We start from the raw sequence: 25894 nt of genomic DNA on the forward strand, positions 1-25894 counted from the left end.
GGACGGATAAAATTGCTGCTGCCTTTCGGTAAAAAGGAACTGAAAATTAAAATTCATAAATTAAACTGTTTATTTTTACATCAGTAATAAAAATAATTCCCAGCGTATGAACAAAGTATTTTCAGATACCGGAAATGTACTTTTAGGGCTCTACCACCCTGAAGATAATACATTAGCTTCACCTGCGCAATTTGCCGAGTACACAGTCATTCTCATTACAGAAGGTGAAGGTATATTTCATGCAGACTTTGCCTCTTTTCCTTTTACTTCTCCTGTTATACTTTTTTCGACACCTCAGCAGTCCATTTACATTAAAGAAACCAAACCTGTAAAATATGTTATGCTGCAATTTCACAGCGATTTTTACTGTATCGAATATCATAGAAATGAAGTAGCCTGCAATGGACTGCTTTTTAATAACATTTATATAGAACCTTCTCTGAAACTATCGCAAGGAGAACTTGACTCCTATCTGCAGTTAATCCGTCAGATCAATGATGAGTTCAAACAGCCGGATCCATCAGATATCGTACTAAGGGCTTACCTTCAGCTTTTCCTTGCCAAATCCAGCAGCATAAAAATAAAAAGTATTGAAAAACAAAAAGTATTCAAGGATGAAAAAATGGATTTATTCAAACAGCTTCTTGAAGAAAACTTTCTTACCCTTCACAAACCCAGCGACTATGCTTCACTGCTGGCAATGACGCCAAATAATTTTACTAAACAATGTACCAGACGTTTTAATAAAACTCCTTCTCAGCTGATTCAGGAAAGGTTAATCCTTGAGGCAAAAAAACAGCTGCATCTCACAAGACTAAGCATAAAGGAAATTGCCTTTGCACTTAAGTTTCAGGATGAATATTATTTCAGCAGAGTATTTAAAAAGATGACTAAAATTTCTCCGCAGACCTTCAGGAATACCACAGGGATCTCTATAGTGGCAGATTTGTCTATCTAAAAGCATTATTTATCCATTTCAGCAGAACCCCACGCACCGTAGCTTTGTAGTGTTAATTATCAAAACATAATTTAAAAAACAAAGCAATGAAAAATACCTTTTTAACTACAATAGCAAATCTCGACAAAGCTGGAAAATCAGTCATTCGAGCCGGAATAGTGATTATTTTCCTTTGGATCGGCGCTCTTAAATTTGTTCCGTACGAAGCGGACGGAATTGTACCCTTTGTGGCCAACAGCCCTTTTATGTCCGCTTTATACAATAACCCGCAGGAATATAAAGATCATGTAAATAAGGAAGGTGAATTGATTCCTGAAAACCGCCAGTGGAATATCGACAACAATACCTATGGTTTTGCAAATGAATTGGGGATATTATTAATTGGTCTTAGTGTTCTTGTAGGCATTCACCGCTGGGCACCTCTTGAGAGCATGTTTGGAAGCATCCTTATATTCATACTTACACTTGGAACACTGTCATTTCTGATTACAACTCCCGAGAGCTGGGTACCTCATTTGACGGATCAGCAGTATGGATTTCCCTTTTTATCCGGAAGAGGACGTCTTGTTTTAAAAGATGTAGTGATCATGGGGGCTTCCATAATTACGATGAGCGAGTCGGCAGCCCTTTATCTTAAAAATAAAAAAGCTAAATTGATAACCGCACGCTCATAAACACTGGAGTTTTCTTGAGCAGGCAATAGCTGAAAATAGTAAGGATCTACAGAAAATATTCTGTGGATCCTTTTTTTTTTTTTTTGCTTGTATAAATTAAGGAAAAAATTTAAGCCTTCGGGAAAATTGGTCTAGCATAAGCTACTGAAAATATGGAACTTTGTACTCCCCACTAAGGATAAACACTTTAAAGTAAGACATCTTTCTAAAGATTTATCGTAAAAACATAATACATTCTAATTTCAGATGTAAATTTAAATTCATAGATGTAAAGTTGCCTTGGTTATATAAGATCCAACAAATTTTCTGTCCCTATATATCGCTCGCATGTAAAGCCTTCTGCATACTTTACCCCTATTGCACGGCCAAAAATCTGATTGGTGCTTTCAATTTGCTTCAAGAGATTTAGTATTCCTACAGCACTTGGATCTGCTGCAGAAACAAACTGGGAATCATAAGTTTTAATCACTTCTGTTTTTTGATTAAAAAAATCACTGATATCAACTACAACATCCGGCTTAATAAAATAATCCTGTATATAATGATAAACAGCCCGCGGTCTCCATTTATACTGTAACTGTCCGTCATTATAAGTTTCTATTTTCCTTAATCCGGATAAAAATGAAGCTTCGCTGATAAGATCAGCTGCTTTTTTATGATCACTGTGACGATCAAAAACAGCATTTGCTAAAATAATTTTAGGCTGATATTTTCGGATAAGCTGAATTACTTTCAACCGGTTTTCATGGGTGTTTTCTATATTCCCGTCCATAAGGTTTAACTGCTCCCTTGCAAATAGGCCAAGCTTTTTCGATGACTCTGCAGCTTCCTTGTTTCTGGAGTGCTCATCACCAAAGCTGCCGAGCTCTCCCTTGGTTAAATCAGCAATAACAACTTTTCCTGCATTGCTTATGGTTTTTAAAATAACTCCTGCAGCCGCGCATTCGACATCATCAGGATGTGCTCCGAATGCTAAAATGTCAATACTCATATCCTTACTCTTCTTTAATTCCCAGTTTTTCTTCCAGTACTTTTACTTTATTCTCCAAGCTTACAATATATTCTTTCTGGGGCATTAAAGCCTCATCGATCTCCTGGGTCGTATAACGCGGCGTTATATGCTGTGGACAGTTCCAGTCGAATGCCTGAATATCAAAAACCATCATTCTCTCGGGACGGAACTTATAGTCTTCAGGTTTTAGCAAATCATATAATTTCTGATCCTCCTCCAATTCTACAATTTTTGACTTTGCATACAGTTTTAACCTGGCACGATGCGGATAGGAAATCATAATGATAGCCACATTATTATTGGTGGCGATATTTCCGGTGGATATATATTGCTTATTTCCCACAAAATCGACAATTCCAATGGTTTTATTATCAATGACTTTTACAAAGCCCTTAGGTCCTCCGCGATGTTGTATATAGGGATATTCATTCTCTCCGAAACTTGCCATATAAAAACTGTCACGATCCTCTATAAAATAAATTTCATTATCGGTAAGTCCGTCAACCACTGACATTCTTTCCATTCTGTCATAACCATTTCTGCTTCCCTGTTTTTCCTGCAGGTCTTTAACAGCATCTGTAAAAGCTAATTGTGCATAATTCATAAGTAAAGATTTAAGTTGTTAGAATTTTATAGTACAGGCAAATTGTAATGCATGGCAAATCCTAAAAAATGATGCCTCAGCATCATTTTTTAGGATTGAAATACTTATTTTATAATTCCTGAATCTGTCTGATCATTTGGTTGGTAAATCCCCACTCATTATCATACCATGCCATAACTTTTACCAGATCCCCATCTACCACTCTTGTCATTTCCAGATCAACTGTTGCTGCATACGGGCTTTTAATAATATCAGTTGATACCAGTGGTTCATCTGTAACCGCTACCACTTTCACATAGCGCTCTGTTAAAGCTTCTTCCGACAATATAGCGTTGATCTCCTCGGCTGTCGTATTTCTTTCTGTCACAAAAGTAATGTCAGAGATAGATCCCACCGGAACCGGAACCCTTACCGCTACACCGTCAAATTTGCCGGCATATTCGGGCAGCGCTTTGGTTGTAGCAATTGCAGCGCCTGTAGCTGCCGGAGCCAGGTTTATACCTGCAGTTCTTCCCATTCTTGGTTCTCTTTTAGAAGGAGCATCCACTAAAGTCTGAGAAGCAGTATAGGCATGTATGGTATTTAAAATAGCTTTCTTTATTCCTATTCGGCGCCCTAAAATCTCTATTAGCGGACTAATATTGTTAGTGGTACAGCTGGCGCAGGAGAAAATGGAAACTTTACCTTCCGCTGTATTGACCCCATGTACTATTGTCGGGGTATCCTTAGTAGGACCTGAAATTACAACAAATTTAGCTCCCGCTGTAATATGCTTTTCAGCATCCGTTTTATTGGTAAACAAACCTGTACTTTCAATAACTGCATCCACCCACAGTTCTTTCCAGGGCAGTTCCAAAGGATCTTTTATCGAGGTATATCTTATTTTGCGGTCATCTATTACAATATTATTACCCTCAAAAGTTACTTTTTTATCGTACTTACCGTAGATACTGTCATATTTTAAAAGGTAAACAGCATTTTCAATACTCATCAGATCGTTAATTCCTACCAGTTCCAGATCCGGAGATTCCAATATTACTTTTAAAGACGCTCTCCCAATTCTGCCGAAACCATTAATTGCAATTTTTTTCATCTTATTTATTTTTTAAATTATTTAACGATAAAGAAATAAAGGGTTATTACTCCCCCTATTACGATTATTATTTTTTTTAGTATGTCCTGATTTATTTTTCGTGTTACCGAAGCCCCATAATAGCCGCCGATAAGCGCTCCTGCAATCATAATTAGGGTAAAATGCCAGTCTATAAGTCCCGAGAATAAAAGTGTAAACGCTGCGACACCATTGTTTACTGCGACCATTAGTACTTTTAATCCGTTCATTTCATTTAGGTTTTTCATTCCGTAGAAAGTAAATACGGTCAAAACCATCATTCCCAGGCCTGCGCCAAAATAACCTCCGTAAATACCCAATATTAAAAGTGGAACCAATTTTTTATGATCGTAGTTAAAACTTTTCTGAGCCTCTTTCCTGGAATTAAAATACGCCAAAATTTTCGAACTGAAAGAAAACAGCAGCCATGAAAACAAAAGAAAGTAAGGTACTAAAAATTCAAAAGCTTTAGAGGAAGCAAAAATTAAAAGCATAGCTCCCAAAAATCCTCCCAATCCGGATATTGAAAGGAGGTAAATCAAGGTTCTTTTGGAAGCTTTTATATCGTTCTGAAATGCTTTTGCACTTGCGATATTGCCCGGCCAGAGTGCTACTGTACTAATTGCATTTGCATTTACGGGAGAAGCCCCTGCAAAAACAAGACTCGGAAAAGCGATAAACCCTCCTCCGCCTGCAACGGCGTTGAGCACGCTTCCGGCCAATGCGGCAAAGAATAGCAGAATCTCAAAAGCATATTGTTCCATGATTTAATCTTTAAAATTTAATTGCCAGAATGCGATGATTTCATTGGCTATTTCTAATCCAAATTCTTCAAGCGCAAAATGTCCGGTAGGATAAAAAATCAGCTTGGAATTAGGTATATCCCTATGCAGCAGTTCTGCGCCTTCTCTTTTGAAAAATTCATCATTTTCTCCCCATGCTATTAAAGTAGGGGGCTGGATTTTTTTAAGTGTCTCCTGCCAAAGCGGATACAGTTCAATATTGGTTCTGTAATCCCTTTTCAAATTGATTTGAATGTTCTTTACGCCTTCTCTCTCCAATAGAAATTGATCTAAAAGATACGTTTCGGGCATAATCCTGTTTTTATTTGTAACACCATTCAGATATTCCCATTTGGTATAATCCAATTCAAAAAATTTATTTAATTGTAAAGCACTTTCATTGGTATTGTCATCATACAATTTTTTTATTTCCTTTAATTTATCTCCAACTCCTTCTGTGTAAATGTTTCCATTCTGAAAAATCAGCATCTCAACCCTATCCGGATTTTTAACAATGCTGTGCATCAATATAGGAGCGCCATAATCAAAAAGATAAAAACTTGCTTTGCTAATTTCCATTTGTAGCATAAAGGCCGAGATTAATTCACCATAATTTTTAAAAGTATAATCAAAATCGTCCTCACTCGGAATATCGCTGAATCCAAAGGCCGGCAAGTCTACGGCAATAACTCTGAAATGCTTCGCCAAAACGGGAATAATCATTTTGAACATGACAGACGAACTTGGATAACCATGAAGCAAAAACAGTACATTTTGATTTGACAAACCTGCCTCTCTATATCCAATCTGGATTCCTTCTACAGTAACATATTGGTAGTAAACATTATAATCAATGTCTTCCTGGTTATAATTTATAGCTGTTGTCATGATAAATACTTTTAAAGGGTTTACAATTTGAGATTTATTCTTATTATTTAAACTTTCTGTCTTTTTCCTGAATTTCGAGATCGTTGATACTGGCATATCTTTTTTGCATTAGGCCGTTGTCATCATATTCCCAATTTTCATTGCCGTAAGCTCTGAACCATTTGCCATCTGCTGACTCATATTCATATTCAAAACGCACCGCGATTCTGTTTTCATGATGTGCCCAGTATTCTTTTTTTAATTTGTAATTTTTTTCCTTTTGCCATTTTCGGGTCAGAAGTGCTATAATTTCTTCCGTGCCATTTACAAATTCAGTTCTGTTACGCCATTCACTGTCTTTGGTGTAAGCTTCTGAAACTCGTTCAGGATCCATACTATTCCAGGCATCTTCTGCAAGCTGAATTTTTTCTTTTGCTGTTTCAAGGGTAAAAGGCGGTAAAGGATATTTTTTTTCCATGATTCTTGATTTAATGATTTCCGGGTTTCTTATGATAATTTCATTCTGCAATATTCTCATGAGTATTGCAGAATGAATTTTATGCTTATTTGTTTACTTTTCTGTCAAGGAAATCACTGATCAGTTCTCCGATTTCTTTTCCGTAACTCTCCAAAGCAAAGTGACCGGTTGGGAATAAATGAAATTCCAGATTTTTTAGGTCTTTTTTGAAAGCCTCTGCTCCTACGCCGGGAAAAATATAATCATCTTTACCATATACGACCAGAGTTTCAGGCTGATGATCTCTAAAATATTGCTGCCATTTTGGATACAATACCACATTGGTCTGATAATCATAAAACATAGCAAGCTGAATCGCTCCGTTTTCAGGACGTTCCAAATGTCTTAAATCGATCTCCCAGTTATCAGGAGATATGGCACTTTCATCAGGTACGCTATGCGTATATTGCCATTTTAATCCGTCAGGAGAATGAAAAGTTTTAAGCGTAGCCTCGGCCTCTTTATCATCGATGTTTTTCCAGTAGGCCTTAATAGGATCCCAAAATGTTTCCAGACCTTCATCGTAAGCACAGCCATTTTGAATTATTAAAGTATCTATTTTCTCCGGGCTTGCACTTGCAATTCTAAACCCGATTGGTGCTCCGTAATCCATTAAATAAAGACTGTATTTTTGTATGTCAAGCTCACTCAAAAGCGTAGTTACTATATTCGACATATTTTCAAAAGTATAATCAAAGTCTTTCATTGGCGGCTGCTCGCTTCTTCCGTATCCGGGATAATCCGGTGCAATCAGATGATATTTGTCTGATAAATCTACAATCAGATTTCTAAACATGTGAGAAGATGTTGGGTAACCGTGCAGTAATACTAAAGTCGGTTTTTTTTTATCTCCTGCTTCGCGGTAAAAAATTTCAACTCCGTTGATTTTTCTTGTGTGGTAAGTTGTTTTCATAATTATTTTTTTGGTTTATTATTAGTTTTGGTGAATTGGTTCCAGTTTTGGAAAATCAATATCTGTTTTGGCAGTATTGTTAAAGTAATTTGTAAAAATGCTCAATGAAACAGCAGCCACTATTTCTGCAATCTGCTCTTCTTCATAACCCGCGCTTTTAAATTTTGCTATTGCTTCATCAGATACATTTCCTTTCGTATCAAGTACTGCTTTCGCAAATTCTAAAGCTGCGTTTGTTTTTTCATCTGATGAAACTCCAATTCTTGCCTGAGTCAGAGCATCAGCATCAATTCCTATTTTTCCTCCAATGAAACTGTGTGCCGAATTACAATAGTCACATCCATTTTCATTTGCAATCATTAAAGAAATTAGTTCTCTTGTTTTTGGTGTAAGTGATGAACTGTTAAGTGCGGTACTCAATCCAAGGTACCCGTTTAGTACCGCCGGTGAATTTCCCATCGTTCTCATCATATTGGGAACCATACCCATTTTACCTTTTATTGCAGTAAATAATTCTTTTGATTTCCCATTTGTTTGATCTGGGTCTAAAGCTGTTAATCGTGCCATGATATTAATTATTAAATTTATAATAGTTTTGATTGTCGTTATTGACAGTACAAAGTTGCAATACTTATAGTGGCAGGAGTTAGTCACATTTTCCCGATGAGTTAACCTTTTTTCCCAAATAGCGGAAATAACAAGAAAATAAGATATAGACCGGGTTTAGAATGTCTTTTGAACTAATAAAATCACAAAAAGTAGTATCCAAGTCAGATAAAAATAGAGACAAAAAAAAAGTGCCCTGAGTGGAGCACTTTTATAATTAGTTTGATGTTGGCTAATTTAACTTTAATTTTTCGCGATATTGAATAGGTGAAACACCCTCTTTGTTTTTAAAAAACCGACTAAAAGTTTGAATGTCTTCATAACCTAAATCGTAGGCAATTTCCTTTATGGATAAATTGGTATAGTTGATTTGTCTTCTGGCATGTAGCATAATCCTGTCGTGAATGATACTTATGGGAGGACGATTGGAAGCCAGTGCAAAAAGATTGGAGAGCGTCTTAGGAGACTTATTTAACTTAGAAGCATAAAAGGCGACATCGTGATGCTTTGAGAAATGCCCCTCAACTAAAAAGTTAAATTCCCGAATAATATCTACCTGGCTTTTTTCTAACCGGTCGTAATTCGCAGACTTCTTTAAACTTCTGGCACAAAAAATCAAAATCTGCTTTAATATAGACTGCAGCATGTCTTTCTGAAGGTTGTCTTTTGCAGACATCTCATTTGAAAAGTTTTCCCAATAATTTTCAAGGAATTTAATTTCATTTTCTATAATATTTACAATCGGTACACCTGTCGCACCAAAAAAAAGGAGCCCTTTGCTGCCGACTTCGTTATCATGATTAATGGGACAAAAAAAAGATTGATTCCAACGGAGAAATCGAACCGAATCTAAATCTAAGCTGTCAATTTTGTGATATTCAGTCAGAAAAACAACATCGTTCCTGTTTAAATTATATTCAACTTTATCAATCATAATTTTCATTTCCTCTCCTTTGTTCCAAAGTAAGGTCATATCGGTATCACCGCTTTTATACAGTATATCCTTATTTATGTTATTCAATTCATCGAGAATTAGTAACTCTTTGCTGTCTCCACTATAAATCATGTCTGCATATATTAGATTTCAAAGTAAAATTAAATAAAATTATAATGCTATGGTGCTTCCAATTGCCGGTAAATAGAGTTGTAATCCTGCATCATTAAAACTTTGAGTTGCTTTATGATGATCCATTACAATAAAACCGAAAGTATCATAATGAACGCCTAATATTTTATTAACCCCAACAAGTTTAGAAGCTTCAACAGCTTCTTCCACACCCATAGTCAGTCCGTCACCAATAGGAAAAACAGCAAAATCAAGTTTTGTAAATTTAGGAATAATTGCCATATCGTTTGTTAGTGCTGTATCGCCGCTGTAATAAAAGTTTCCATCTGGCGTAGTAAGGACAAAACCACAGGCAATCCCTCCGTAACTTCCATCGCTAAAACTGCTGGAATGCTGTGCAACAACACACTTAACAGAACCAAAATCCAACTCTTTTTTACCTCCGGGATTTATAGGAAAAGAATTTTCAATACCGCTTTTCAGGAGCCAGTTATAAATTTCAAAATTTCCAAGTACCATAGCGCCTGTATTTTTGGCTATTCTGACTACATCAATGTTTTTTGCTAATTCATTTGGAGTAATAAAAGGATCAAATAAAATGTTCTTTCCGCCGGCATTCACTAAAAAACAGGAATTCCCAAAATAAGTTACCTTCATTTTTATAAATTTAAGAATTAGTAATCAACTTAAAATTAGCAGGATTTAAAGGGGTAATTTAAAGCTATAAATTTAGCATTATTATTTACATATTACTCAAAAATGTTATGGAATAAAAAAGCCAGCTTCTACTCAAGCTAGTACTTCAAATCTAAACATTGCATAAAAATAAAAGCCCTGATAAAATATCAAGGCTTCATGATTTACGTATATATTATTACAATAGAAAAGCAAGCTGTCCCAGATGATAACACTGATGATTCACAATACTTAGCATAGTTTTAAATTGGTGATACGATTTATCGTTCTCAATAATCCATTGCTTTTCATTTATCGAGGCAAATTTCAGATTCAGGTGTTCATTTAAAGCAAACCAATGCGATTTTACCTCTTTGACAGCTGGAAAATTTTGAGCGCATTTGTCAGGACAGCACAAGAAAATTTTCTCATACTCGGGGTACATTTTTTCTCCAAAACCAAAAAGAGGCAGCAAGAGATCATTACTGGCAATTAAATGCCCTAAAAGATAAAGTCCACTGTTTCTGCCAAAAGCAACATCCTTTTTTAAGTCCTCATCATTAAATTTATGAACAAGATCGCTAATCTTCCTGTTCTGTAAGAGCCATGCCTGATAAATAATGCTCCTTTCCATATTCCCCTCAGATATTTTTGTCGTTTCCATCAATTATTATATTAGTGAAATTTTTAAAATTAGCAGTACACAAAAATAATTTGAATAACGCCGTAAACAATTGATATAAAATAAAAAAGCACTTGATATATATCAAGTGCCTGATGGATGGAATTATATTTCCGTATTATTTTTTCGAACTCTGTTTTCTTATTCTGCTTAGCGTTTCGGGTGTCATTCCTAAATAGGAGGCAATCATGTGCTGTGGAACCCTTAACGCAATCTGCGGCTGTTTTTCTATAAATCTAACATACTTTTCTTCTGCATTAAGACTGATACTGTTATTGATACGATCCTGGATTGCCACAAAACTTCGCTCAATTATTAAATTAACCAGATCCTGAAATTGAGGTATGCTTTTCATAAGTCCTGCAAAATTTTCCTTGCTGATTAATAACAAAGTACTATCTTCTATGGCATCAATATTAAAGCGGGATGGCGTGCCATTTAGAAGACTTTCCCTGTCACCTATCCAATAATTTTCAATCGCAAAGTTCAGAACATGCTCCATTGACCGATCGTCTACGCTATAAGTCCTCAGACATCCTTTGGTTATAAAGGCATTAAAACGCCAAATATCTCCCTCTTGCAACAGGTACTGATTTCTTCTGAGTTTTCGTACCACGCAAACCTCCTCGATCATTTTGAGTTCCTGATCGCTGAGTTCTATTTTACTTTGCAAGTATTGAGCAAAAATCTCAAACATATAAATCTTAATTAAAATACAGGTTAATTAAAGCGTAAAGATAAAACAATTACCAAATGGATTTACTGATAAAAATATGGATGTAATTTGAATTACTTATAACATGAATCTTAGTTTTTAAGTAATATATCACTAAAAAAATCTTGCTTCTCAGCAGTAAATCCTGAAATCATTCACAATCTTATTTTTTTTGTATTTGATGCTTTTACAATTAAATCAGCTACTTCTGCAGCATGCGATATATAAACCACATGACTCGATTTAATCTCAATTACTGTCGCATTTGCACGCTTATACATTTTACGTTGCAGATCAGGATGAATATTTTTATCCTCCAGCGTTACAATAGCAAAACTGGGTTTGTTTTTCCATGCTGCATTTGAAAGTTTTGTTCCGAATGAAGCTGCCACTATAGGAACCTGCGAAGCCTCCATAAAATCACTTTCTTTTTTACTGATATCTGCTGCAAAACCTACATGGTATTTAGCTTTGCTGTAAAACAAATAGCCATATTGGTCCGGACCTGTAATTCCATTTTCAGGAGTTGCAGGATAAGTCGAAGCCCATTATGCTACCGTCTCTCCCGCGTCCGGAACAAAAGCTGCGATAAAAACCAAACTCTCTACCTTAGGATCTGTTCCTGCCTCGGCTATTACAGCTCCTGCCCAGGAATGTCCGGCTAATACTGTTGGCCCTTCTAACTTGTCTAAAACTCTTTTTACCGCTGCAACATCGTCAGCAAGTCCTGTTAACGGAAGTTGTACTATTCGTACATTATAACCTTTATCGGTTAGTATTTCATAAACCTTTTTGTAACCTGATCCATCCGCAAAAGCGCCATGCACCAAAACAACGTTTTTACTGATTTGTTCCTGTGCAAATGTAGTTTGAGCAATAGCGGAACTTAAAGCCAAGACTGCAAGCACAAATAAGTTTTTTAACGATTTAAATTTAAACATTTTCATATCTTTCATTTTTTAAATTCTAATTGTCATTTTTGACGATACAAAGTTGCAAATCCTACACAATTAAATGTTTGGCATATATTCCTGATATGTTAACCATTTTTCCTAATCTTATTTTTTTGTAGAAACGGGCAACGATAAATGCCACTTAACTTTCCTAAATAAAAAAACTCTTAAATAGTTTAAGAGTTTTACTTAGTTTTTAAAAATATAATACTACTTAATTTTCCTTGAATGTCTCGTAATCCGTATAACCTTCAGCCCCACCCGTGTAAAGAAGATCCATATTAGGAAGAGACAGTGCAGCTCCTGTACGATATCTTTCTACTAAATCAGGGTTAGCAATAAACGGCAAACCAAACGCAAGAAGATCAGCATTGTTTGAGCGTAAAAGTGCTTCTCCTTTTTCAGAATCAAGTCCGCGGCCAATCATAAGAGTACCATTATATAATGGTCGAAAATAAGAAGCTACATCCTGAAATGCTTCTGCCGGAGTACCAACAACCGGCTCCACAGGTCTCAAAACATGAAGATAAGCCAGATCAAATTGATTTAGCGCCTGGGCTAAATAACGGAAAGTAGGCTCCGTATCCGCATTAGGTTTTAACGTTCCGGAACTTGTTGCAGGACTAATTTTCAATCCTACCCTTCCCTTTCCCCAAACGCTGGTTACAGCTTCCAGAAGTTCGATTACAAAACGGCTTCTGTTTTCTGCAGAACCTCCATAAGAATCTGTTCGCTGATTGGTCTCTGAACTCAAAAATTGAGGAAAAAGATACACATGAGCTCCGTGAATTTCTACTCCATCAAAACCGGCCTTTTTTGCATTAAGGCTTGCGGTGCGAAAATCTTCAATAATACCTTTAATATCCTCAACTGTCATTTCGCGTGGTAAAAGAGTATCTTTAAATCCTTCAGGAGTAAATGTTTGTTCATTCGGATTAATAGCAGAAGGTCCAAGAGGCAGTTTCCCGTTCAAATGATCCGGATGACTAACGGAACCCACATGCGAAATCTGAAGAAATATTTTACCTCCTGCATCATGTACCGCATCAACAACATGACTCCATGCTTTGGTTTGGTTATCAGTGTAAATACCGGGTACATTTATATATCCGATAGCATCCGGGCTTACCCAACATCCTTCTGTAATAATTAAACCTGCTGATGCGCGTTGTTTATAATAAGTAGCCATTAGATCGTTGGCCAAAAGTTCGGGATTGGTGGCACGGCCTCTTGTCATTGGTGCCATTACTATTCGATTCTTTAAAGTAAGGTCTCCTAATTTGTATTCAGAAAATAATTTATTATCCATTGTAATGTATTTTTAAGTTAAAATGATAATGATTTTTGATAGCTGCTTAAAATCCATGTTAGTTTTAAAAATTTGCTTTTTGTTTTTACATTAGAAATTTAAACTGATTAAATAAAAAGTATAATTTATTATTCAAAAGGCAGATAAGCTGTCGCTTCAGGGAAGAAACTTTTAGTAACCTCGGCCATGTTCAAAGCTTCGCGAAGTAGTTTAATTTTTCCGTTATCGGCCACCAGTCTGCCCATATAAGACTGATCGTATGGAAGTCCGGTTTTTCCATTAGTACAATGAACGTTATATTCTCCAAATACCTGATCTGGTGTATCAATAAGAATTTGAACATTTTCAAATTTAAAACCAGGAAACATAGTGGGAAGATTTTGAAGAAATTCTAATATGACCTCTTTGCCCTTCATTTGCCATGGCATCCCCAGACTTTTAAGATAGGGAAGTTCGATAGCAGCATCATCTGCAAATAATTCTATTACTGTATCTGGATTGCCAATATTTTCAAGATAACCGACAAGCAGTTCTTTAGCTGTTTTATTACTCATTTTTGTCTAATTTAAGTAGGTTCAATTTTGAATTTGCATTTTGCGATTACGGTAAACTGCGAAAAAAATTCCGCTAATTATTTTTTAGTCCAGTGTCCAAAAGAAGTATAAGCCTCGGGAAAACGCTCAACATTCATTTGCTTTAAAACTTTCTCAAACTCGACAGCATATGTTTTTTTCATCTGGACATTGATAAAATGAGATACAGTATCGTTCCATGTTTCATAAACAAGAAATTCTTCGGGTTTACCCACAGCCTGATGCAAATCTGCGGCTACAAAATTCTGTTCATTGCTAATGGTGTCGAAAAGTTTAATCAATACATTTTTAAATGCTTCGGCATTTTCCGGACTTGTTTTAAATTTTATGCACAACACAAGCGGTGTGCTGTTTTTATCCTGAATCAGTTTTGATTGTTGTGCATGCATGCTAATTTGCGTTGTGAAAATTAGTATAGCTGTTAAAGCCCATTTTTTAATTTTATCAGAGTATGTCTTCATTTATTTAAGAATTAATTGAACTACAAAATTAGGGAGCGATATTGAGGTGGATATTGACATATAATAAGAAATCAATTGACAAATCTCAAGCAGTTCTATTCAGTTTTTATTGCATGGGAAGAATAGTTAACGATTCAGGAAAAGATGCTAAGCTTAAATGTAAAGGCATGTCGCAATTTTACATTTAATAGTAATCGACTTTAAAAAGATATTCTGTCTCTAAAACCAATTACAAATAAATAATAACCAGGATCAAATCGTAGTGAGCTTTAGAGACAACAAATTTGGACTTCTGAGTCAAGTTGCTCCTTCATTTTCATTCTAATTTTGCATTGTTAAATTAAATATTACAAGATGAAAATAATAGATAAAATTTACGTTGACGGTCACTTTACAGCACCGCACGGCACAGAAACACAGGATCTTTACAACCCTGCAACAGCAGAGAAAATTGGTATCGTACATTTAGGCGATCAAGTTGACACTAATAAGGCAATCGAAGCTGCAAAAAAAGCTTTTTTGACCTTTTCAAAATCAACCCTGAAAGAGCGTGGCGAAATCCTGCAGCGCCTGCACGATGCTATCCTTGCCAATGAAGAAGCCCTTAATAATGCGGCAGTGGAAGAATACGGATCTCCGATTGCAGCAACCAAAGGAAGAACACGATATGCCGCACAAATATTTCTCGATACGAAAGCCGCTATGGAAGAATTCGAATTTGAAAAACAGTTGGAGTATGCAACTATTGTAAACGAGCCTTTGGGTGTAATAGCAGCAATCACACCTTGGAATGCTGATTACACGCATATTTGTGGCAAACTTGCCCCAGCTATTGCAGCGGGAAGTACGATTGTTATTAAGCCCAGTGAATTAAGTGCCATTCAAACGCAGATCCTTACGGAGTGTTTTGATCAGGCTGGTGTTCCTAATGGAGTTATCAATATTGTAAACGGAACCGGTCCTGTTGTGGGAGCTGTACTTACTGCTCACCCTGATATTGCAGCAGTAACCTTTACCGGATCTACTCAAATTGGCAGACTAATTGGCAGCAAAGCAGCAGAAACTATGAAAAGAGTTACACTTGAACTGGGAGGAAAATCACCAAACATAATATTGGAAGATGCTGATCTTCAGAAAGCCATTCCTTTGGCATTGGCAATAGGTTTCAGCAACAGCGGCCAGGCCTGCCATGCAGGAACAAGGATTATTGTTCCGGAAAGCAAATTGGAAGAAATCAAAAGCCTGATTGTAGAAAGTGTGAAAAACATCAAGATTGGCGATTTATGGAGCCCGGAATCTTACATTGGTCCAATGGTAAGTCAAAAACAGTATGAAACTGTTCAGCGCTACATTCAGTCCGGCTGGGATCAAGGTGCTGAAATTCTTGTAGGAGGACTGGGTCATCCCGAAGGTCTGGGAGGATTTTACGCTAAGCCCACAGTTTTCGTAAATGTAGAGCCTAATATGATCATTGCCAAAGAAGAAATTTTTGGTCCGGTTCTTTGTGTTATTACATATAAAACAGAAGAAGAAGCCATAAATATAGCCAACGATACAATTTATGGTTTATCAGCTTACATTAGCTCAGGTGATGTAGAAAAAGCAAAAAAGATGGCACGTCAAATTATCTCAGGAAGAGTACTTATAAATACAGCCCTTAATAAGGAATCTAAATCTCCTTTTGGTGGATTTAAGCAATCAGGTATTGGAAGAACTTCATGGGCGTACGGTATTGAAGAATACATAGAACCAAAAGTTATTGCATTGTAATACATGAAGACCTGTTATTTCATCAATTAAATAACGATAAATAACGGATCGAGCTTAATTTAATAGACAGAATTGAAACTTAGTATTTTTCAATTCTGCTTATATTTTGTACAAAAAAACATTTATAAAATGATAAGTCCAAACATTCTGTATTCTTGTTATGTAACAAGAAATTTATCAAATGAACAGTTTATTCCGGAACATATTTTTCTGTATCAGTTTTCAGGATCACTGATTATTAATGATGCTGAGAAAGAATATTCAGTGCAGACCGGCGAATTCTGTCTGGCCAGAAGAAACCGTCTCGCCAAGTATATTAAAATTCCACCAAAAAATGGAGAATATAAAACTATATCTGTGCGCCTTGATCAGAATTTTTTAAAAGATTTTAGCAGAGAGTATGAATTTACAGCAGACATTCCAGCTACTAAAGATGCCGTTATAAAAATACAGTCACAACCACTTTTACTGAACTATATCCAATCACTCTCGCCTTACTTCAACCTTACTACAGATAGTAAAAATGAACAAATGCTGCTTATAAAAACAAAAGAGGCTGTGCTATTGTTATTAAAAACAAATCCTGAGCTCAAAAATGTATTGTTTGATTTTAGCGAACCTGGCAAAATAGATCTGGAAGCCTTTATGAACCGAAATTTTCAATTTAATATCCCAATGGAACGCTTTGGATATATGAGTGGTAGAAGCTTAAGCACTTTTAAACGGGATTTTAAAAAGATTTTTAAAATGGCTCCGGGAGGTTCTGTCGCATCTATCAAAATCAAATATAAGAATTTAGGTGATTTAAAAGTTAGCCAGCCAATTTACAGAATGATTTAAACATAGTTATCCCTGGTCTAATCATCTGATTCTTCCGAAGCATATGCACAACTTCAATTCCACTCAATGTTCGTCTGGCCGATTCAAAACTTTTAAAACCTAATCCGTTTTGTATGCTCCACTTAATAAAACGATGATCTTGTTCGACAATATTGTTGAGATATTTACACTGTCGGATTTTAATCTTTGAGAACGAACGCTTGTTATAGACCTTGATAGCGGCAGTATTAGAACCACTTTTATCAATGTTTATTGCTCGTGGCCTGCAGTTATTAGTAATTGCTTTAATTAGAAAAGACTGAGCGCTCATTCTCTGTCTTTTTCTAGTCAAAAGAAAGTCAACCGTATTACCTAATTTATCCACTGCCCTGTACAAATAATACCAAATACCTTTTACTTTTATATAAGTTTCATCCAATCTCCAGCTTGCCCCCACTTTGACCTTTCTCTTCTTCATCTATGATTCAATGAAAGGCGTAAATTTATAAACCCACCGTTGGATCGTGGCATGATCCACAAGCACTCCTCTAATTTTCATTATTTCCTCAACGTCACGATAGCTAAGGGTAAATCTTAATTTAAAATACACTGCCTGCAGGATTATATATTTTGGATAACAATGACCTTTAGTATTCATTTTTTATTAGTTTTGAAAAACCAAAGATAAAACTTAATCATAGATGCGACAGAACCAAGTTATTCCCAGATGCGACAGAACCTCCTAAAAACAATATAAATAAAAGAAAAAAGCTTTATTTTTTTCGACACGAAATAAAGGACTCCCTAATGATCATAAATAGCTATAGGATGAATTTCGATGTGCAGAAACATAATGATTATGCCAGCACCCCCCCTTAATCTAAATCGCATTTCAATAGGGCGAAGTTTTATAAAAGGCATCTTATGAGCTGGAAAAGCCCGCAGGGTGATAGATTTTTTGGCAAACCTGAAAGCCCTGCCTTGCTTTTGCTTTAGGACCCGGACTAATAGTTTACTTCAAAGCAACGCGCGCTATCAGCCGTTTGGCTTGATTGGGGTTTTAGACTGAATTTAAAGATGGTGCCAGTCTGTTAAACAAACAATGCCGAGTTACTAGATTCGACTGCCAAATATTGCAAGACTGCGTCACTTCGATAATAAGGTTTGATTCCGTGGGCAGCGCTACTATTTTGTTTAATTAAAAATGATTTATGTTAAACAAAATTGTAGATTTGCAGTATAGTGATAAAACAATATAATGAAAGAGATATACCAGGAAACAGAGTTCTTTTCTAATGATACAGTTATAACAGGTCAGGGCCTTATCAATTCTAACACCGCTACGCCGATTAGAGAAGATGCTTTTGCCCTTTCCAATGAGGAAAAAAAGAGCAGGATTGCAGTGCTTTTTAAAGAAATCATGGAAGTAATAGGTCTTGACCTGAGCGACGACTCCCTTCGGGGAACACCTGAAAGGGTAGCAAAAATGTATATCGAAGAGATATTCTCCGGGCTTGATCCTGCCAATAAGCCTGCAAGCACACTCTTTTTGAATACTTACTCCTATAACCAGATGCTCATCGAAAAGAATATTACTTTATATTCCTATTGTGAACATCATTTCGTACCTATTATGGGCAGGGTACATGTGGCTTACATATCTTCAGGAAAGGTCATAGGCTTATCCAAGCTCAATAGAATCGTTCAGTATTTTGGTAGGCGACCACAGGTACAGGAGCGCCTGACCAACCAGATCGGCGCTGAACTTTCTTCTGTACTTGAGACCGATGATATTGCTGTGATTATTGAAGCAAAACATCTTTGTGTCTGCTCAAGGGGTGTTGCTGACGACGCCTCATCTACCACTACCGTTTATTATGGCGGGCGTTTGAGTGCTGCCGATAAAATTGCAGAGCTGCACAATTATCTGTTCCGCTAGGTTGCTGTTGCTGGTATTCCTTCTTGTATTCTAAAAGGGTGTAGTAGGTAGTAATAACAAATAAGCGTGTATCAAAATTCATCATTGCTATTTTGAAATCACGTATAGCATGGTCACTTACCGTTTTATCTGTCATGATTTCCAGAACAAGTTCAGGAATATGGCCTTCCGCTGTTTTTACAATACGGCTGATTTTGCAATCGTGGTTGTTTAAGATCCAGATGTTTAAAAGCTTTTGCAGGCTCCCGGTGTCGTAAAGCCTAAAATTTGTACTGGTACGGATGGGCTACAGAATCGAACAGCTTTTTTCCCAAATACTTATTGTGTGGGCCTTTACACCGTTAAGGTATTCAAGATCTTTTATGGTAAAAGTGTTCTTTATATTGTCCATCTGCTTTTGAAAATTAGTAAACAAACTTACTCTGTTCCAACATATGGTACCGCATGGTTATTGCTACTGACCCACAACTGACCTATGGTGCGCTATCAGGGCATTAGCCGCGTCCTCTCCGGATAGTAGCGCAGCATTTAAGGAGCCGTTGGCCAGCATATCGCCTGCCAGGAAAATCCTTTCGGAGACTGTTACATTCTTTGGTCTGTACGACACATCTTTTATATCGGGTAACGCCTTTGGGATATGATATAGTCTTACAAACCTAAGATTGGTAAATCCGCAGTGCTCCAGCAGTTCCTCTTGTACTTTTTCAATTAGTTCCTTATCTTCCAAAGCGTGTACTTTTACGATGGTTACCGAAAGCATCACCTCGTTATCCTTCTGGGTAGCGACTCTTTGGGCGTAGGAAAGGGTATTAATGATTGCGTCAGGATCCGGGATCAGTCCGATTAGTTGGTGGTTACCTGCGGAATGCGCTGCTTTGAAGTATAATGTCGTGCATTTTTTCCACAAGATCTCCTCAGTGTGGTATCCGGAGAGCACTTTGTCCGAATTCGTGGCAAGGATAATGTAATCGGCCTCAAGAACCTCACCGTTTTCGAGGTGTATACGCCTGCTATCCCGTTCGATTTTAACCACAGTTGTGCTTGTCCTGATTGCCGATCTTGTCAAGGGTCTGGCAAGCGCTTGTGCAACGTCGTGTATGCCATTTGCCGGTAGGGCTGCTTTCCCCTGGCTAAACATCTTATAAATGAATTCGAACATCCTTGAAGAAGTGGAGAGCTTGTCTTCAAGATAGATGCCTGTGAAGAATGGCATGAAAAAATTCTCAATTATAACAGGGCTGAAGCCATACGCTTTAAGGTACTCAAGGGTTGAAATTTCGCGGGCCTCGAATATTGCATTGATGGTCTTTGCTTTAAGATGCATGGTAAGGCGGTATACCAGGAATTTATCCTTTACGGAAGCAGCAGGCGACAGTAAGGTTTTCAGCAGCATTGACGGTTGTCGTAAAGGATCTCCCAGTAGAGATTGCCTGCCGCCGTTGAAAATCACAGCCCCTGGCTGGAAATAGGCAAGATTCAGGCTGGCAAGGTCAACATACTTATTTACCGCTGGATAAGCGGTCAAAAGTACCTGGAACCCATGATCAAGGGCATATCCTTCGATGATGTCGGTCTGCAGCCGTCCACCAATTTTTTTCTCAGCTTCCAACACTGTGGCCGAATAGCCCTTCTCTTCAAGTACCCTTGCAGCAGCCAAGCCGCCTGCTCCAGCGCCTATGATATATACAGATGGATTTTTAATCATATTTTGTTTAATCTAAATCGGTTATAGTAAAACAAAAATACACTTTTAAAACGTTTGATTGCCATTAAATAACTTAATAGATCGTGAGTTTTATTATGGCGTTCAGAATGAAGTACAGGAGGACAAAAGACGAATTTTATATTGATTTTTGAAAGTAAAAAAGTAATCATAGGAAAAATTACTACTAGCACCAGCGTATAAATTAAGAAAATTTAGCACAGGAAGTGGCTTACCATCCGGACATGGGGCTGACAATATTTGTCAAGGATAAACTATGATTATTAAGCTTTTAATAAAGGGTAAATCAATTATCACCTTTGAATTGGATAAAAACGGACAATAAATGAGGCTGTCCGAAAAAGATCAGCCTATTTATCTTTTTAATAAAAAGTGAGATATAATTTTATGTAGTGGATACCTTTTTTGCCACAAAAAGCTAAGGATATTTTTAAAGGTATTTCACCAGCTTAAGTTTTGTGGCAAAATCGTGGCAAATGGTGTTTGGAGTGGGTACCTTTTTTTCCATAAAAAGTTAAGGCTGTCTCTTTCTACTTTAAGTAAAATTATAAGATTACATTTTAAGGTAAAATCATATATAAAATTAAACACATTTTTGCTTCAATCCCTAACAGGACATCCAAACCAAATTAATCGAGCCATTGAAAGACAGACACTAAATATAGTAAGCCAATCTCTTCAAATCTTCCATAAAATTTATAGAAATTTGTCCCGTAGAGGTCACAAACAAGCCAAATGGCGCCAATTGAAGACAATTGGCGCCATTTTTTTATAATCTCACTTATTTTTATTAGTCTAAAGAGCCGGGCTCCTCAGCAGCCCTAGCCCCGATAGCAGTGGAAATCCTTTTGTGCCGGTGTTCGGCACAAAAGATTGCAACGAATAGCGGGAAAAAGCTCCCAAAGAAATATCAAACCTAAAAACCCAGTGATCAGCATCGTAAATTGTATGCAATAGTGCACGTACCTGGGATGATCTGATCGCTATTTTATAAATGCTAACCATTATATACCAAAAAATTACGACAAGGACAACCGTAATTCTCAAAACCAAAACAAAGACCCAAAAAGCACAGGTCCAAAGGGCAACCCTTATGACCCGGAGAACCCCCGTAAGGAACCCCAAAGCGACCCCAAAGACATAACCGGGAAGGACATAGAAAAGGACCTTATAGAGAATGACCCATCGGAGGGGTTTGAAACTGATATGGATACTCAAAAGAGCAATGAGGCTGAAAGCGATACCTTTGAGACCATAGAACCTGATCAGGATAATCCCGTGAAAAAGGAATTCGAAATTGGGCAGCTTGGCAATGAAGAGCTTAAAGAAGATGAACGCGCCAGGGACGCGTCGCGTCATGGTGCATCCCGCAATACTAAACCTTCTGGGCGAAAGCTGAAAATCTGATCGATTGGATTTCAAAAATACTTAAAGGCATGGGAAAAAAAATTCTCCACTGTAAATTATATAACACAATAACGGCAATAATCCGCTAATTTTGCAGTTAATAATTCAGCAGTAAAAACAGCGCAAACAGTAGTCCTGTCTGAGTACCTGCAGCTGCTCGGGAGATTATAAAAAATGAAGAAGTTTGAAATAAAAAATGCAGAGAAGGACAAATGGCTGGTATCCCACAACGAGTTCCCTAAATTCACCTGCCTCTTTGAAAATAAAAGGTTTCATTATCAAAGAACCATTACAGGACTTTCAAATCCATCAGGTGATCTGAAAGAAATTCAATTACTTCAGAAAATGGAAAAATGGCTCACGGAGTATCATAAGGAGAAAATAAACAGCTAATACTGGAAAATAATATGGCAGTATTTTAATTCTTCAAATACTTAGAAGGATTTCATTCCATAGCTATATAAAAATGCCAATATGGAATTATGGTTCCCAAAGCGCCCGCAAAAGTGCGGGCATTTAGTAATAATTATAGTAATGATAAGCTGCAGACTGCCAATAAAATGCCAAAACAGCACCATTTGTCCTACATAAGGTTATCTTTACTTGTATGAGAACAAACGGGGAGATTATAATTATTGAGGACGACCAGGATGACAGGGCCCTGCTTGGGGATATTTTTGAGAGTCTGGGGTATCCAAATAAAATAACTTTTATTGAAGATCCGATGGATGCAGTACCCTATCTGTCAGATCCGGCAGTAAAACCGTTTATCATCTTTTCCGACATCAATATGCCCAAGATAAGCGGCTTTGAACTGCGCGAAGAAATTCTGTCCAATAGTGAAATAAGCGAAAAATGTGTACCTTATATTTTTTTGTCTACTTCTAAAAGCCCTGAGAATGTCCTTCGGGCCTACGCCTGCCATGCGCAGGGTTATTTCAAAAAAGAAGATGATTTTGCAGTATTCACAACTGTCATCCAAAACATAGTGGAATATTGGCGCACTAGCCTTACACCGACAAATTCCTTATAACAACGCGTCGTGGTATGATAAAAATACAGTCAAAGCCCTGTTTGCGTTAATCCTTCCGGGATATATTCTTCTCAGAAACAAAAAACATATTTTTAGCAGGATTCACTAAAGCTTTTGTCCAGTGAAGAACGAATACTTTTTTCAGAATCAGAATAAAGCCTGTAAAAGAACTTGGTTTTTGTATATAGAGGTTTGCTCCCTTATTAAAAGTATCTTCAATTTCGTCAGGGTGATTGGAAGTGGAGAGCATAACCGCTGGGATATCCTTAAGCTTTTGATCGCTCTTTATTTCTGCCAGCGCCTGCTTGCCTCCCTTAACTGGCATATTGATATCTATAAAAACAATATCAGGATTTGGTTCAGCCGGATCTTTTAAGGTGCTCAACAATTCCTCCCCGTTTTCCACGGTAGTTACTTCAGAAGGGACATTGGCTGCATCAAGGGCTTCCATGAATAATTCCTGATCATCCTTATCATCTTCGGCCAATATAATTTTTACCGGCTCTTTTTCATTTAAGTCTTTAGGAACTGGGATTGGATTTTCAGAACTTATCATATTGAGGTCGTTTTACAAGCACCAAAAGTACTATATAAATGCTTAATAAAATTCGGGCAAAGCGATAATATTAAAATATATCGATTTTTTTACTTAACATTCACACAATACTACTGTTAGGGAATTAAACATGTTGGAGTTGTGCAATCATTTGCATTAAATTGTATAACATAAATCATAGGCAGTACACTACTTTAGCATCAACCATAAAGCCAATAAATGTGCAGAACAGTTTAATTTTTCTACAGGACATATTACTACATACTCCAGTGCCCACTGCAGTGTATTGTACTGACGATTTAATAATTTGCTTTGCTAATCCCGCCATGCAGAGTTTATGGAATACAGGCGAGCAGGTTATTGGCAAAAAAATCGCTGACAGCATTGCTGAGTTTCACAAAGAATCGATCAGCAAAGAAATTCTAAGGGTAATGAAAACGGGAATACCTTTTCAGGTAAACGACCAAAAAGTTGACATCCTTGTAAAGGGAGTATGGGCACCTCTTTTTTTAAATTCTAATTTTATCCCTCTTCGCGATGAAAAGGGAGCTGTTTATGGCGTGGTACATACCTGCATGGAAGTCACTAAATTACATCAAGCCACAAGTCAAAAAGTAAATTCCGATGAAATGCTGAGCATGGCTATCGAAGCCTGTGGCATGGGAACATATGAAATCGACCTTATAACAGACAAGATCAAAATTTCTGATAATTTTAAAAAACTCTGGTCCATCGGCGCTGAAATTACAATAGAGGCACTGGCAGCAAAACTGCATCCGGAGGATCACCGCCTTCTGGAAAAAGCTCATCAGGATGCCCTGCTAAAGGGAGTAGTCTGCTACGAGGCGAGAATTATACAGAAAGACAAGTCTGAGAAATGGATTAAGGTTTTTGGAAAAATCATTAAAGATGAAAAGGGTGACCCGTCAACCATCTTAGGAGTTGTGCAGGATATACATGACCAAAAAGAATTTGAAGCAGAACTTAAAAGAAAGATAGAAGAAAGTACCCTGGAACTGCGACGCTCTAATGATGATCTGCTGCATTTTGCCAATGTGGTGAGCCATGATCTTCAGGAACCGGTCAGAAAAATTAAAATCTTCAATGCTTTCTTAAAAAATGAGATTGCAGACCGGCTGCCGGAACGTTCTGTTATGCAATTAAATAAAATTGCCAATTCTGCTAATCGAATGCAATGCATTATTGAAGGGATACTTGCCTACTCTACTATGGACAAAAGTACCCAGCCAGTTGAAAAGATTTTCTTAAATGACCTGGTGGAGAACATCAGAACAGACCTGGAGCTTATCATAAAAGAAAAAGGTGCCGTTCTTATTATAGACGATCTTCCTGAAATCGAGGGAGCCCCTATTCTTATTGAACAGCTATTCTATAATCTTATCCAAAATGCACTCAAATTCACAAAAGCCAACCAGCCTCCCAGAATTATCATCACATCAACTATAAAGAATATCGATTCGGACGCCTCTATTGAAATTTCCTTCAAGGATAATGGTATTGGCATTGATCCTGTTTATGCAGAAAAAATATTTACCGCTTTTGAAAGACTTCATTCCAAAAATGAATACGAGGGAAACGGGATTGGCCTTGCCCTTTGCCAAAAGATAGTCGACAGGCACAATGGAACTATAATGGCTAGAGGAGAAAAAGAAAATGGTGCTGAATTTATAGTTACCCTTCCCCTTAAACAAGCCACGGAAAATATCTAGAAGCTGCTATTGTGCATTAGTTTTGTGGCAATATAACGGCGCAGATTTTTCTAAAAAAGAGCACCGTTACTATCGCGTTGTCCTAAGCTGGGTTCGAATATGCAGCTCTCTTATCAAAAAAAATTAGATACAAAATTACATTAGAGCCCAACAGCACATACCAACCAAATTTCCTTAGCCCTTGAAAGACATACCCGTTCTTGTTTTTCCACATACATAAAAATTAGACAAATCAAGGTTTCAAAGTACGTCAAAGATATTTGATTTTAAAAAGTAGTGAAGTCTGTTAAGATTTAAATTCTAAACAATTTTACTTCTTTGGCAAAATGGCCGAAAAGATCAGATTTAAACTTACAAAGCAATAAATGAGGAGATTTGCCTGCCTAAGGTTCGAAACTTTATAAATCTTTTATCTAAAC

General features: G+C 37.0%; 28 protein-coding genes and 1 pseudogene. 9 read left to right on the top strand and 20 right to left on the bottom strand.

The window, feature by feature from the left end; genetic code table 11:
* Positions 1-106 precede the first annotated feature (106 nt).
* Both HAV12_RS12830 and HAV12_RS12835 read left to right on the top strand, forming a co-directional pair.
* The gene (locus HAV12_RS12830) at positions 107-958 is read left to right on the top strand and encodes an AraC family transcriptional regulator (RefSeq protein ID WP_171569999.1); all 852 of its coding nucleotides are present in this window, start codon (positions 107-109) and stop codon (positions 956-958) included.
* 86 nt (positions 959-1044) lie between these two features.
* On the top strand, positions 1045-1632 hold the full coding sequence (locus tag HAV12_RS12835; protein WP_171570000.1) for a DUF417 family protein: 588 nt from the start codon (positions 1045-1047) through the stop codon (positions 1630-1632).
* A gap of 283 nt (positions 1633-1915) precedes the next feature.
* Here HAV12_RS12835 and bshB1 read toward each other — a convergent pair whose 3' ends face one another.
* The 17 genes from bshB1 to HAV12_RS12920 form a co-directional block, all read right to left on the bottom strand.
* Positions 1916-2623 (bottom strand): bacillithiol biosynthesis deacetylase BshB1, encoded by a 708-nt coding sequence (bshB1, locus tag HAV12_RS12840; RefSeq protein WP_171570001.1) that lies wholly within the window; start codon positions 2621-2623, stop codon positions 1916-1918.
* A gap of 4 nt (positions 2624-2627) precedes the next feature.
* Entirely contained in the window at positions 2628-3248 is a 621-nt protein-coding gene (locus HAV12_RS12845; RefSeq protein ID WP_171570002.1) for a pyridoxamine 5'-phosphate oxidase family protein, read from the bottom strand.
* Positions 3249-3357: 109 nt separating this feature from the next.
* On the bottom strand, positions 3358-4341 hold the full coding sequence (locus HAV12_RS12850) for a type I glyceraldehyde-3-phosphate dehydrogenase (protein ID WP_132036918.1): 984 nt from the start codon (positions 4339-4341) through the stop codon (positions 3358-3360).
* 17 nt (positions 4342-4358) lie between these two features.
* Positions 4359-5123, bottom strand: a complete 765-nt coding sequence (locus HAV12_RS12855; RefSeq protein ID WP_171570003.1) for a sulfite exporter TauE/SafE family protein — start codon at positions 5121-5123, stop codon at positions 4359-4361.
* A 3-nt stretch (positions 5124-5126) separates the two neighbouring features.
* On the bottom strand, positions 5127-6029 hold the full coding sequence (locus HAV12_RS12860; protein WP_171570004.1) for an alpha/beta fold hydrolase: 903 nt from the start codon (positions 6027-6029) through the stop codon (positions 5127-5129).
* Positions 6030-6072: 43 nt separating this feature from the next.
* Complete coding sequence (locus HAV12_RS12865; protein ID WP_171570005.1) at positions 6073-6486, bottom strand: nuclear transport factor 2 family protein; 414 nt, start codon at positions 6484-6486, stop codon at positions 6073-6075.
* Positions 6487-6571: 85 nt separating this feature from the next.
* On the bottom strand, positions 6572-7438 hold the full coding sequence (locus tag HAV12_RS12870) for an alpha/beta fold hydrolase (RefSeq protein ID WP_171570006.1): 867 nt from the start codon (positions 7436-7438) through the stop codon (positions 6572-6574).
* A 21-nt stretch (positions 7439-7459) separates the two neighbouring features.
* Positions 7460-8005, bottom strand: coding sequence for a carboxymuconolactone decarboxylase family protein (locus tag HAV12_RS12875; protein WP_171570007.1), 546 nt, complete (start codon positions 8003-8005; stop codon positions 7460-7462).
* Between the two features lie 271 nt (positions 8006-8276).
* Entirely contained in the window at positions 8277-9110 is an 834-nt protein-coding gene (locus tag HAV12_RS12880) for an AraC family transcriptional regulator (RefSeq protein WP_171570008.1), read from the bottom strand.
* A gap of 39 nt (positions 9111-9149) precedes the next feature.
* Entirely contained in the window at positions 9150-9767 is a 618-nt protein-coding gene (locus HAV12_RS12885; RefSeq protein WP_171570009.1) for an MBL fold metallo-hydrolase, read from the bottom strand.
* 217 nt (positions 9768-9984) lie between these two features.
* A complete protein-coding gene (locus HAV12_RS12890) occupies positions 9985-10449 on the bottom strand; it encodes a DinB family protein (protein WP_171570010.1) in 465 nt (154 codons plus the stop codon).
* Positions 10450-10585: 136 nt separating this feature from the next.
* Positions 10586-11140: a Crp/Fnr family transcriptional regulator gene (locus tag HAV12_RS12895; protein ID WP_240345155.1), complete on the bottom strand. Its 555-nt coding sequence runs from the start codon at positions 11138-11140 to the stop codon at positions 10586-10588.
* A 197-nt stretch (positions 11141-11337) separates the two neighbouring features.
* Positions 11338-11667, bottom strand: coding sequence for an alpha/beta hydrolase (locus HAV12_RS12900; protein ID WP_197984794.1), 330 nt, complete (start codon positions 11665-11667; stop codon positions 11338-11340).
* A gap of 63 nt (positions 11668-11730) precedes the next feature.
* Complete coding sequence (locus HAV12_RS12905; protein WP_197984795.1) at positions 11731-12129, bottom strand: alpha/beta fold hydrolase; 399 nt, start codon at positions 12127-12129, stop codon at positions 11731-11733.
* A gap of 220 nt (positions 12130-12349) precedes the next feature.
* Positions 12350-13444: an alkene reductase gene (locus HAV12_RS12910; RefSeq protein ID WP_171570012.1), complete on the bottom strand. Its 1095-nt coding sequence runs from the start codon at positions 13442-13444 to the stop codon at positions 12350-12352.
* A 128-nt stretch (positions 13445-13572) separates the two neighbouring features.
* A complete protein-coding gene (locus HAV12_RS12915; RefSeq protein WP_171570013.1) occupies positions 13573-13998 on the bottom strand; it encodes a nuclear transport factor 2 family protein in 426 nt (141 codons plus the stop codon).
* 77 nt (positions 13999-14075) lie between these two features.
* The gene (locus tag HAV12_RS12920; protein WP_171570014.1) at positions 14076-14498 is read right to left on the bottom strand and encodes a putative quinol monooxygenase; all 423 of its coding nucleotides are present in this window, start codon (positions 14496-14498) and stop codon (positions 14076-14078) included.
* 354 nt (positions 14499-14852) lie between these two features.
* Here HAV12_RS12920 and HAV12_RS12925 point away from each other — a divergent pair, with 354 nt between their 5' ends.
* Together HAV12_RS12925 and HAV12_RS12930 are read left to right on the top strand one after the other, a co-directional pair.
* Positions 14853-16268 (top strand): aldehyde dehydrogenase family protein, encoded by a 1416-nt coding sequence (locus tag HAV12_RS12925; RefSeq protein WP_171570015.1) that lies wholly within the window; start codon positions 14853-14855, stop codon positions 16266-16268.
* Positions 16269-16397: 129 nt separating this feature from the next.
* A complete protein-coding gene (locus tag HAV12_RS12930) occupies positions 16398-17108 on the top strand; it encodes an AraC family transcriptional regulator (RefSeq protein WP_171570016.1) in 711 nt (236 codons plus the stop codon).
* On the opposite strand, the pseudogene HAV12_RS12935 reads toward HAV12_RS12930, so the two are convergent.
* Positions 17080-17745: pseudogene (locus HAV12_RS12935) on the bottom strand (IS6 family transposase). The gene HAV12_RS12930 and the pseudogene HAV12_RS12935 overlap by 29 nt on opposite strands.
* A 600-nt stretch (positions 17746-18345) precedes the next feature.
* Here HAV12_RS12935 and folE point away from each other — a divergent pair.
* Positions 18346-19026 (top strand): GTP cyclohydrolase I FolE, encoded by a 681-nt coding sequence (gene folE, locus HAV12_RS12940; RefSeq protein ID WP_171570017.1) that lies wholly within the window; start codon positions 18346-18348, stop codon positions 19024-19026.
* A 454-nt stretch (positions 19027-19480) separates the two neighbouring features.
* Here folE and HAV12_RS12945 read toward each other — a convergent pair whose 3' ends face one another.
* Positions 19481-20731 carry an NAD(P)/FAD-dependent oxidoreductase gene (locus HAV12_RS12945; RefSeq protein WP_171570018.1) on the bottom strand — a complete coding sequence of 417 codons (1251 nt, stop codon included), beginning with the start codon at positions 20729-20731 and terminating at the stop codon, positions 19481-19483.
* Positions 20732-21955: 1224 nt separating this feature from the next.
* Between HAV12_RS12945 and HAV12_RS12950 the strand changes: the two genes are divergently transcribed.
* The 3 genes from HAV12_RS12950 (at position 21956) to HAV12_RS12960 (ending at position 23189) form a co-directional block, all read left to right on the top strand.
* A complete protein-coding gene (locus HAV12_RS12950) occupies positions 21956-22156 on the top strand; it encodes a hypothetical protein (RefSeq protein ID WP_171570019.1) in 201 nt (66 codons plus the stop codon).
* Between the two features lie 174 nt (positions 22157-22330).
* The gene (locus tag HAV12_RS12955) at positions 22331-22549 is read left to right on the top strand and encodes a hypothetical protein (RefSeq protein WP_171570020.1); all 219 of its coding nucleotides are present in this window, start codon (positions 22331-22333) and stop codon (positions 22547-22549) included.
* A gap of 214 nt (positions 22550-22763) precedes the next feature.
* On the top strand, positions 22764-23189 hold the full coding sequence (locus HAV12_RS12960) for a response regulator (protein ID WP_171570021.1): 426 nt from the start codon (positions 22764-22766) through the stop codon (positions 23187-23189).
* Between the two features lie 46 nt (positions 23190-23235).
* On the opposite strand, the gene HAV12_RS12965 is transcribed toward HAV12_RS12960, so the two are convergent.
* Positions 23236-23745 carry a response regulator gene (locus HAV12_RS12965; protein ID WP_171570022.1) on the bottom strand — a complete coding sequence of 170 codons (510 nt, stop codon included), beginning with the start codon at positions 23743-23745 and terminating at the stop codon, positions 23236-23238.
* A 281-nt stretch (positions 23746-24026) separates the two neighbouring features.
* Between HAV12_RS12965 and HAV12_RS12970 the strand changes: the two genes are divergently transcribed.
* The gene (locus tag HAV12_RS12970; RefSeq protein WP_240345276.1) at positions 24027-25475 is read left to right on the top strand and encodes an ATP-binding protein; all 1449 of its coding nucleotides are present in this window, start codon (positions 24027-24029) and stop codon (positions 25473-25475) included.
* The last annotated feature ends 419 nt before the right edge of the window (positions 25476-25894 follow it).

Origin of the sequence: Flavobacterium sp. CLA17 (assembly GCF_013112255.2) — a bacterium.
Lineage (GTDB): Bacteria > Bacteroidota > Bacteroidia > Flavobacteriales > Flavobacteriaceae > Flavobacterium > Flavobacterium circumlabens.